The following is a 7,711-nucleotide window of genomic DNA, read 5'->3' as shown; positions in this document are numbered from 1 at the left end:
TCAACGCCTTCGATCTCGCCTTCGAAGGACGACTCACCGCAGCCCGTAACTGACCTTCAACAACATCGAGTTACACCGTTTTCTTGACACTCCCCTTCGTGCGCCAGAAACGGGTTTGGACACCATGTGAACGTCACTTTCGGCGCCGCTTGATCGTCGGCGGATTTCGTGTCTGCGAGTTTCGATACCAGGTGGCGTAGGTAACTGCGGGTCTCGTGATCGGCGGTTTGCTGGTCGCCGCGCGGGGCTTGGACCGGCAGTATCGTGCGCCAGCTAAATGGGCTCTGGCGCACTTTAGGTGGAGTCGTGACTCGGAGCGACGTGCGCCGATGATCTTCGGGTGTTTGACGCGACGTTGATCGATTCGGTGTTCCCTTGGCGGGCTGCGGTACGGGTGGAGAAGGTCAGCGACGGCGAACGGGAGATCCAGGTACGGACGCGTACGGTTGCCGCCTCGGCGGTCTGTCCAGGTTGTGGCACGGCGTCGCCGCGGGTGCACGCCCGTTATCAACGCCGGGTGGCGGATCTACCGGCCGGCGGCCGCCGGGTGACGATCCATCTGCAGGTACGACGGTTCGTATGCGTGGCACCCGAGTGCGCGCAGGGCACGTTCGCCGAACAGATTCCCGGCCTGACGGCACCGCATGCCCGTAAGAGCGTGGCGTTACGGCGGCAGTTGCAAACCATCGCGGTGGCCCTGGCCGGCCGTCCGGGAGAGCGGCTCGCGGCCCGCTCGGCGATCTCGGTGAGCCGTTCGACGTTGTTACGGCTGCTGCGGGCGATGCCAGCGCCCGAGGTGAAGGCGGGTCCGCGGGTGCTGGGTGTCGATGATTTCGCGCTGCGGCGCGGGCACGTGTACGCCACGATCCTGATCGACATGGACACCCACCGCCCGATCGATGTGCTCGCCGGGCGCACTGCCGAGACGTTCGCCGCCTGGTTGCGAGCGCATCCCGGTGTGCAGGTCATCTGCCGCGACCGCGGGGGCGCCTACGCCGAGGGCGCGCGGACCGGGGCGCCGGAGGCGGTGCAGGTCGCGGATCGCTATCACCTGTGGGCCAATCTCGGCGAGGCGGTCGAGACGACTGTGTGGGCCCACCGCGGCTGCCTGGCCGAACCAGCATCTCAACCCGAGTCGGCCGACACCGTGGTGCCGACTCTCGACCGGACGCTTGACGTCAATGGCCAGCCCCGGCCGCTGGTGCCACGCAAGCAGCAGCGGCACGCCGCCATCCACCAGTTGCGGGACCAAGGGCACTCCCTGACGGCGATCAGTCGCCAGCTCGGCGTGTGCTTCCGCACCGTACAGCGGTACGCGGCCGCGAACCTCGACGACCTACTCGCCCCGGCGACCCACCGGTCCAGCGTGCTGGACGACTACGCCGACTACATCCACCAGCGCCGCGCCGAAGAACTGACCGACGCCGCCATGTTGCACGCCGAACTGCAAACCCGCGGCTGGCGCGGCAGCCTGCGCACCGTGCAGCGCTACCTGCGACCACTACGCCCGCCGGCCACCATGCCAGGGCCGGCACGGGCACCGAAACCGCGCCGGGTCACTGGCTGGATCATGACCACGCCCGAGCACTTGAACACCGAGCACAGCGCCGCGCTCACCGGCATCCTTGCCCGCTGCCCGAAACTGCGAGTGATGCGCGGCCACGTCGCCGCGTTCGCCGCCATGATGCACGAACTCGGCGGGGAGCACCTCGACGGCTGGATGCGCGCGGTGGAAGCCGACGAGTTACCCGCCCCTGCACACCCTCGTCGCCAGCCTGCGCCGCGACCACGCCGCGGTCACCGCCGGACTCACCCTGCCCTACAGCTCCGGCGCCGTCGAAGGCCAGGTCAACCGCACCAAGGCACTCAAACGCGCCATGTACGGCCGCGCCAACCTCGACCTACTCCGCCACCGCATCCTCATCCCACATTGAGTTGCAAGCTCTGGTGCTCGCGGGATTTTGACCGCTTGCACGCCTCTACCTCGCCCCGGGTGACTCCTCGTCGGAGTATGGGCCTTCGCGTAAAGCGTGAGCCAAGCGATTGAGCACCTCCGCCACCGTGAAATCCCAGCCGGTTAATCGGGAACCAGTCCAGTTGATCCCCACCTGATAGCCCTCATCAACGAGGTCCGGGAGGTCCACATCCCTCCACGCCTCCAAAGAGACGGAGACGGGACGCAGGTCGCTACCCCACACGTCAGCCGCACGCTGAGCACGGGCCCGAGATGACCAATACGGCATCGCCCGAGCACCGCTCGACACCTTGGGCGCAGGACTTCCCTGATCATCACGCACGAACCAAACAGTGCGATGAACAGCGACTTCACGGAAGAACGCCGCCGCTTGGCTACCACTCTGGCTCACGACCGAAGACGTTAACAGCGGAAGATCAACCGCGAGCTCCACCCTTGCATGGGGAAACGGCCTGCTTCCGGCGGCTCGTCACCATCCGTGGTTAGTCCACCAAGAGTGAGCCAGAGCCGCTAAATGCCAGTGCTGGCGCCAGGTAAGTGGCAGTGCGCTCAGAAGCCGGTGGGCTTCGGTAGCGCGGGTGTCAGGCCACCGTTACGAAGCCACCGTGGACTACCCTCTTCACCGCGCTGATCGGTTCACCGGCACCCTGGTCCACACACCTCGCGACCCGAGGCGCCCTTCTTCGAAAGCGAGCACCACACCGTGTCGAGCACCACTGACCGCAGCACCGCCCTCACCGATCCAGCCCGGCTGGCCGCGGTACGCCGCTACGAAATCCTCGACGCCCCCACCGATGGCCAGTTCGACACCATCGCCGCCGCCGCAGCGGCCCTGTGCGGCACCCCGATCGCCACCGTCAGCATCGTCGACGCCGATCGGGTGTGGTTCGCCGCCACCAAAGGCCTGGACGGGGTGACGCAGGTCGGCACCGAACCCGGGCTGTGTGCGTCGGCGTTCTGCGCCGACGGCTCGTACGTCGTCAACGACGCCGCGATCGACCCGCGCACCCTGGAGCACCCGCTGGTCCGCGGCGAACTGGGACTGCGGTTCTACGCCGCCGCCCCGATCATCACCATCGACGGCCACCGCTTGGGCACCGTCACCGCGATCGACGCCATGCCAAGGCAACTGACCGATGTGCAGCACACCGTGCTCGGCCACCTCGCCGACCAGGTCGCGCAACATCTGGAGCTCCGCCTGGCCGCCCTCACCGCGGTACGCGCCGAACGCGAACTACGCGAGGAGGCAGTGCAGCGCGCCGCTGCCGCCGCGGAACTCGCGGAGCGGATGCGCGCCGCCGCCGCCACGCACACCGCCGCACCGCGCCCCGAACACTGCCAGCTCGGCGGCACCAAGGGATGCACCGCCCCGGCCGAACTTAAGCTCGCCGATTCCTGGGGAGACTCCGCCTGGGGCTGCAACCAGCATGTCGAAGAGGCCATCCTCAATGTGCGGTCCGTGTTCATCGCCAACGAAGAACTCGGCGGCCTGGCAGCGTACCTCAACCGCTGACACCGCGATCAGTGTTCTGCCTGATCAACTGGCCTCACCCGCATCGACGCGTCGGCCACTCTGGTACCCGTCACTGCGGGCGAAGCCAAAATGCTCGCTTACGAGGCAGTCCTGGCCCGCTGCCAGGCCATCGCAGTCGCGACGCCCGACATGGACACCGTACGCACCAGCGCCTACCAGGACCGCGCAGGTCGACGGATGTTGATCCTGCGAGACGCTGAACACCGACAGTTCCATGTCCGAGTTCCTCCGGGACGCCCGACGATGGGTGACGTGACCGTCGAGGTCTCCATCCCGCCAAGCTGAAGAGGGCACCTTCACCGACGCAGTGATTGACGTTTACCTGGCGCATCACTGCCGCTTACCTGGCGTGCAACAGGGAGCCGACTGTGTGGGTCAGGCCGGCGCGTGTTTGGCGACGTGGGCCGCGAACGGCTCCAAGTCGGCTTCCGCACGCCGCTGATCCGTCTGTTCCGGGTCTTGGCACGGCCACGGGATGGGGGCGCCGTTGACCATGCCGGCGATCTGGGTGCCGTAGATCTGCAGGCGGCCCTCATTGACCAGAATGCGGTCGTGCAGCATGGCCAGCTGGGTGATATCGCCCTTGCCCGCGTGCACTGTCTCGGTCATCAAGGTCAGCGCTCGCCGTTGCAGGTGCAGTTGCCGGTCGGCGTGCTGTGCTACCAGCCACGCTCTGCGGGCCGCTTCTTGGCCTACGAGTTCTGCGGTCGGCCAACCGTGCTCGTCGATGATTTCAGCGAGGCGATCGCCGTTGCGGACGGTGACTCTTCGATGGGCTAGTTGGGCGGTGAAGTCGTCGCTGAGCGCACCGGGTTGCAGCCGCCGGCCTTCGTCGGTCATGTCGATCAGTTCTTGGGCGAGTGCGTCGTTGACCATGCCCGGCACGCTAGACCAGTGGAAATCTTTGCCCTCCACCCGAGCAGCATATTGATCTTGGTCGATATTAAATACTTGTAGAGGCGGATGATGGGTGTCCGAGCCCCGCGATGGTTGGGTGGCCGCATTTCAGTTATCCCGCTCTAGAGGTCGACGGTCATGCCCTTGGTTTCGATTTGTATCTCCACCCCTCCTCCCTCAGTTGGCGTATCCAGCCGAGAAACCTCGGTTCCAGCGGAACGTTCGGTAGCGCCAGGGCCGCGAGCTTCATCTCTGCGGTCATCCGCAGGTCCAGGTCGTCAGCCGGCCACAGATCGATGAGTTCCAGGCGGGCGACCGTACGCACGCCGAGCCGCCGCGAGCATCCCTCGTCCGAGGTCTAGTTGAAACGTCCGACGAAAACCGGCGTTAGCGATGATCTTGGAATGGGTGGGGTCATCGACACGTTCGGGGTACACCGGTCGTCGGGGTCGGCCGCCTGCTAGCCCGGTGATGAGCAGTAGTCGGCCGTCGGCGCATCTGGGCCCTCACCGGTGGCACGTGAGGGCCGACCCGTACGAGTGACGGATCAGCCGGTGTGGGATTTCGGGGAGGCGGGTAGCTAAAGGCCCGGCGTCAACGAAGACGTCCCCCCACACATTGATAATGAACTTCTTCAGGAGCTGACCAGATGGCTACGTCCACTCACGGCAACCACGAGACCACCCACGTGGCGCACACCCGTTCGCGGGGCGAGGAGACCAAGCCCTCGTTCAAGACCACTGAGCTGATCGTCTACGTGCTCGCCGTCATCGGCGTGCTGATCGCCTCCAACATGGTCGGCGACGGCGCCGCCAACGACGGCAGCGACTACTTCGCCGCCGACAAGGCCTGGTGGTACATCACCCTGCTCACCATCGGCTACATGATCAGCCGTGGCCTGGCCAAGTCCGGCAGCCGCAGCAACGACCACGACCCCCGCACCCACTGATCCACTCGCACGCACGAACGGCCCTGGCGGGCCCGGCTGGCCCCCCGACATGAGCCTGCCCGCCAGGGCCGTTTTACGTGCCGGGTTCGGCGCGCGCCTCGCCACTGTGACGGGTTAGACGTCACCCCGGGCCTAGAAGAGGTGGATGCGGCGACAGGATCGCCGAGCAGTGCGGGCCGCTGCTCGTCGCGGGCGATCTGTTCGAGCAGCGCATCGCGGCGGATCGCGGCCTGCTCGTCGGCCAGCTGCTCGCGCCAGGCGGTGGCGAGCTGCTGCGCGCCCGGTCGGCGAGCGGCTGCGCCCGCGTCACCGGCGAGGCCGCGGCGCTGTTGGCGCCACACCGCGTCGGTGGCCGTTCCGATGCTCCTCAACGGCGTTGCGCGCCAGCTAAATGCCGATCGCTGCCACCGAGACGCCCTGACCCCTAGAATGTTAAGTAAACTTGACGTCAAGACTTTTTGACGTCAAGGTGGTGGGCATGACGACGATCTTCCTCAAGAGCAACGGGATTGTCCACTGACGATGAGACGCAGGACATTGATCTGCGCTCTCGTGCTGATCAGTGCCGTGGCAGGCTGCACGCAAGAAACCGGAGCCGGCTCGCGCAACAGCGAGCCGGCTCCGGCCGCGAGCAGGACCACAGCACCGGCAGCCGTGGCCCAACCTGATGGGGCGACCTTCCGGGTCACCGGTTCGTTCCCGGTGACCCAGGCGACCCCGGCCGAGGCGGGCAAACACTACGACCCTCAGCCCGCCGTTCCAGCGATGCTCGGCAAGCAGATGCTCGCCCCGCTGGCTCTGACCGAGTCCGGTGAGGCTGTCGTGGCCGCCGCTCCGAAAGGGAAAGTCGCCAACGGCGAGATCGAACTCGTCCAATCGACCATCGGCATGTACCGGGCAGACGCGTTACGCCCCGTCTCGCTGGCGCCGGTCCGTGGCGAGAAGGCCCGACAGGCAATCTACGGAGCCAACCGGAACGGGATGACAGCCTGGCTGGAGACATCCAGCACCAATCTGTACGTCGGTGACTGGCGAATCTATGCCCACGACGGCACGACGACCCGCGTTCTCGGCGACTCGTCGGAGGTGGTCCCCGGCGGTCAACTGCCCATCCCGCCCGGTGCCGCCACACCGGTCATCGGTGAGGCGGCTGTCTATTGGCCCACGATGCGGCCCACCAAGAAGCGGGACGAGTACACCTTCGAGATCGTCAGCCGCCCTCTCGACGGCTCCGGAAAGCTTCGCACTACCGCGACCCATGCCGGACTGCCCGCCGCTGACGGCCCGGACCTGTACTACGTGCGCAGCAGCACATTCGCGGCCGGCTTCGCCAAGGACAAGTACGAGATCCACCACATCGGCGCCGACGGCCGCGACCGGGTCGCGGCAGCCGGCAGGCTCAGCAGGGGCGAGGAGCTCACCTCACTCACCGCTAGCGGCGGCCTGGTCACCTGGATCGTCGCATCCGGCGAGGAGAAGGAGGCCGGCCAGCTCTACGCCTGGGACGCACAGCGCAACGAAGCGACCCACGTGAAGCTGGCCGATCGTGGCGCTTTCACGGTTCTGTCATCAAGCGGCCGCATGCTCGCCTGGGGCAACGAGAGCGGGACCGGAGACTCCAGCATGTATCTGCTGGACCTACGGACCGAGCCCCGGCTGTTCCGGGTCGGCGACGACGCGTCTGGTCTCAGCTACGCCATCGTCGCGGGCAACTACGTCGGCTGGTCCGACCCCAGCGACGCCCCGGAGAAGCCCGACGACACCCCACTGAGGGTAGGCCTGTGGCGGTGACACACCGCCGGCGCCCGTAATCCTCAGCGATTCGTCGGACGAGGATGCTGAGACCCAATCGTGCCGAGATCCGAGCGCCGGCCAACCGGCCGAGCTCACCGGCAAGCATCCCGGAGGCGCCGGTCACCAACGGCGACAGGCCACACCGTTGCGGACCGGCGACTTCCGGCGGGCGCTGAACTGGCGGACGCAGGGATACCGTTCCAGCGTTGGACAGCGTCCACGGCCATCACCGTCGCGGCTCGATGCGCTGATCGGTCATGCCCGTAAGGTCGCCGGTCCCGTCCACATGAGCGGAACAGACTGCTTGGAACGCGCTGGGTGGGCTCACGCGCGGCTCAGGTTCTAGACGAGGTTGCCGAACGGGTCTCTGCGGGACGCCTGGGCCGGCGGAAGCAATGCGTCACTGATGATCGTCACGCACCCATCGGCCGGGCGCCGCCGCGTCAGACACCCCCATGCTCGTCATCGGTATCGACGCGCACAAGCGCAGCCACACCGCCGTCGCCTGGACGCCAACGGCCGGCAGCTCGCCACCCGCACCTACGGAACCACGAGCAAGGAC

At 66.8% G+C, this 7,711-nt stretch carries 5 protein-coding genes and 2 pseudogenes; 5 read left to right on the top strand and 2 right to left on the bottom strand.

Translation table 11 applies throughout. From position 1 onward, the window contains the following. Positions 1-340 precede the first annotated feature (340 nt). Positions 341-1,738, top strand: a pseudogene (locus tag AB0G04_RS43980) (ISL3 family transposase); the annotation flags it as partial. A gap of 34 nt (positions 1,739-1,772) precedes the next feature. Then, positions 1,773-1,934, top strand: a pseudogene (locus AB0G04_RS43975) (hypothetical protein); the annotation flags it as partial. 45 nt (positions 1,935-1,979) lie between these two features. Here the strand turns inward: AB0G04_RS43975 and AB0G04_RS43970 are convergent. Continuing rightward, positions 1,980-2,297, bottom strand: coding sequence for a DUF2750 domain-containing protein (locus tag AB0G04_RS43970; protein WP_360996650.1), 318 nt, complete (start codon positions 2,295-2,297; stop codon positions 1,980-1,982). A gap of 381 nt (positions 2,298-2,678) precedes the next feature. Between AB0G04_RS43970 and AB0G04_RS43965 the strand changes: the two genes are divergently transcribed. Then, positions 2,679-3,488, top strand: a complete 810-nt coding sequence (locus AB0G04_RS43965) for a GAF domain-containing protein (RefSeq protein ID WP_360996648.1) — start codon at positions 2,679-2,681, stop codon at positions 3,486-3,488. Positions 3,489-3,884: 396 nt separating this feature from the next. Here the strand turns inward: AB0G04_RS43965 and AB0G04_RS43960 are convergent, their stop codons facing one another. Further along, positions 3,885-4,385, bottom strand: coding sequence for a DUF6624 domain-containing protein (locus tag AB0G04_RS43960; protein ID WP_360996645.1), 501 nt, complete (start codon positions 4,383-4,385; stop codon positions 3,885-3,887). A 670-nt stretch (positions 4,386-5,055) separates the two neighbouring features. Here AB0G04_RS43960 and AB0G04_RS43955 point away from each other — a divergent pair. After that, positions 5,056-5,355, top strand: coding sequence for a hypothetical protein (locus AB0G04_RS43955; RefSeq protein WP_360996642.1), 300 nt, complete (start codon positions 5,056-5,058; stop codon positions 5,353-5,355). 654 nt (positions 5,356-6,009) lie between these two features. Then, positions 6,010-7,146 (top strand): hypothetical protein, encoded by a 1,137-nt coding sequence (locus AB0G04_RS43950; protein ID WP_360996640.1) that lies wholly within the window; start codon positions 6,010-6,012, stop codon positions 7,144-7,146. Positions 7,147-7,711 lie beyond the last annotated feature (565 nt).

This window comes from Actinoplanes sp. NPDC023801 (assembly GCF_040639655.1).
Taxonomy (GTDB): domain Bacteria; phylum Actinomycetota; class Actinomycetes; order Mycobacteriales; family Micromonosporaceae; genus Actinoplanes.
The sequence above is the reverse complement of the archived record's forward strand: the minus strand, read 5'-3'. Positions and strand labels throughout refer to the sequence as shown.